The organism is Lysinibacillus sp. GbtcB16, from assembly GCF_019091145.1.
Taxonomy (GTDB): Bacteria; Bacillota; Bacilli; order Bacillales_A; family Planococcaceae; genus Lysinibacillus; species Lysinibacillus fusiformis.
This window is the reverse complement of the sequence record NZ_JAGXJV010000246.1, coordinates 1-310: the sequence shown is the minus strand read 5'-3', so window position 1 is coordinate 310 and position 310 is coordinate 1. Positions and strand designations below refer to the sequence as shown.

General features: G+C 51.9%; 1 pseudogene. It reads right to left on the bottom strand.

What is annotated here, in order from left to right:
* Window positions 1–310: pseudogene (locus tag KVT27_RS24140) on the bottom strand (response regulator); the annotation flags it as partial.

The following is a 310-nucleotide window of genomic DNA, read 5'->3' as shown; positions in this document are numbered from 1 at the left end:
AGTAAGAATTTCGAGTAAATAAATCTGATAATCCTTCACCGTGCCGGCGCCTTCGATGCCTTGAAACAGCTCGTCGATCGTCTCGCGAATTTCCGCATGCGTGCCGACCTTAATGCAGCGCAACAACACGTGCTCCTTCACATCGTCAAACCGGATCTTCTCAATGCTGCGCTTCTCCACATCATCGATCGATATGATCCGGTTGTTGCCCAGGATCAGCCTATAATCCAGCGCCAGTACGGCGTCTTCATACGAGTAGCTGATCTTGGCGACATCCTGCATCACCGTTCCGATGCCGACCGTCAAGGTC